The organism is Streptomyces sp. NPDC059248 (assembly GCF_042753905.1).
Classification (GTDB): Bacteria; Actinomycetota; Actinomycetes; order Streptomycetales; family Streptomycetaceae; genus Streptomyces.
This window is the reverse complement of sequence record NZ_JBHYZV010000179.1, coordinates 1-1,438: the sequence shown is the minus strand read 5'-3', so window position 1 is coordinate 1,438 and position 1,438 is coordinate 1. Positions and strand designations below refer to the sequence as shown.

Sequence of the window (1,438 nt, the reverse complement as noted above, 5' to 3'; positions counted from 1 at the left end):
CCGTCACCCCGTGCTGCTGCCCCCACGGCTCGCCGAGCTCCTGCGACACCGCGCCCTTTCCTGGGGCGGGAACGGCTCTGGCACCGCTCCTCGGCCTGTTCACCAAGGTCGTCACCGAAGCCGAGGTCGCCGGGCTCGGCACCCTGTCCCTCGGCTTTGACGACGGCACTCGACTCTGCATCGAACCAGATCCCGACTACGAGTCCTGGAGCCTCACCGGCTCAGGCCTCGAACCAGTCCTGGTAGGCCCAGGCGGCGAAACCGACTGGCAGCACTGACCACTCCCCCCTGCGTTGCAACGATCCCTGGAATCCGCCCTTCGTCTACAACCCGCTCGTAGCGGCGGTCCTCGGCGGTCTCTTCGCGTTGTCGTTCATCGTGGGGTTCGGGCTGCGGCGCAGGGCGAATCACTCGGTTCGCTGCAGCCTCTACGGTGCGTTGGGCGGGGTGCTCGACAAGTTTATGGCTGGATTCTGAGGCGTTGCGGCGCAGGCGACCCTCGCTGTGCTGAGCGTGTTGACCTGGGGATCTTGGTGATGTCAGCGCGTAGCGGAGAGGTTAGCGAGGTGTCGCGAGTACGTCTTGGAGTACGTTCGCGAGCGTGACGCGGGCCAGTTCGTGTCTCACGGTCTCCTCAATGCCCTCGTAGATGCTCTGCATGGCCGGCTGGATGCCGTGACCTACCACGCATTCCTGGTCCGGGGTGGCGCGGTGCATGGCGAACAGCGGGCCGGGTTCGACTGCCTCGTACACGTCGAGCAGGGTCATCGACTCCAGCTCGCGTGCCAGTGACCAGCCCGCGCCCACGCCTCGTCGGGACTCCACGAGCCCGGCCCTGCGCAGCTCGCCGAGCAGCCGTCTGATCACCACGGGGGGGGTGTTGGCGCTGGTCGCGATCTGCTCGGAGGTGGCGACTTCATGCCCTTGGCGCTGGTAGAGGCCGATCCAGGCGAGCGCGTGGGCGGCGATGGTCAGTCTGCTGTTGGCGCTCATGGGCTCCTCCTCTTGGTCGCGAAGCTCCATGTTACGGCAGTCGTAACAGTGAAGGTTGCAACAAGCCGTCGTCACAATTAACGTTGCGACTGCCGAGAAGGGTCAATCAACGAGGTGAGAAGAATGAGCAAGCCACTCACGGACAAGGTCGCCCTGATCACCGGGGGGTCACGCGGACTGGGAGCCGCGACAGTACGGCTGCTGGCCGAGCAGGGCGCCCGCGTCGCCTTCACTTACGTCAGCTCCGAGAAGCAAGCGCAAGCCGTCGTCCACGAGGTGCACGGCAACGGAGCCACGGCCGTCGCCTTCCAGTCCGACCAGGCCGACACCAGTCAGGCGCCGGCCCTGATCGACGACGTGGTCGCGCACTTCGGCGGCCTGGACATCCTCGTCAACAACGCCGCGATCTCCGTGGAGCAGGGCCGCTCGGTGGACGACCCGGACG

3 protein-coding genes are annotated in these 1,438 nt (G+C 66.3%); 2 read left to right on the top strand and 1 reads right to left on the bottom strand.

What is annotated here, in order from left to right; genetic code table 11:
- The coding region (locus ACFXG1_RS33155; protein WP_384745895.1) for a DUF6188 family protein at window positions 1-278 on the top strand (278 nt) is incomplete at its 5' end.
- A gap of 280 nt (window positions 279-558) precedes the next feature.
- Here ACFXG1_RS33155 and ACFXG1_RS33150 read toward each other — a convergent pair.
- Window positions 559-993: an Rrf2 family transcriptional regulator gene (locus tag ACFXG1_RS33150; RefSeq protein ID WP_384745893.1), complete on the bottom strand. Its 435-nt coding sequence runs from the start codon at window positions 991-993 to the stop codon at window positions 559-561.
- 123 nt (window positions 994-1,116) lie between these two features.
- On the opposite strand from ACFXG1_RS33150, the gene ACFXG1_RS33145 reads away from it, so the two are divergent.
- The coding region (locus ACFXG1_RS33145) for an SDR family NAD(P)-dependent oxidoreductase (RefSeq protein WP_384745891.1) at window positions 1,117-1,438 on the top strand (322 nt) is incomplete at its 3' end.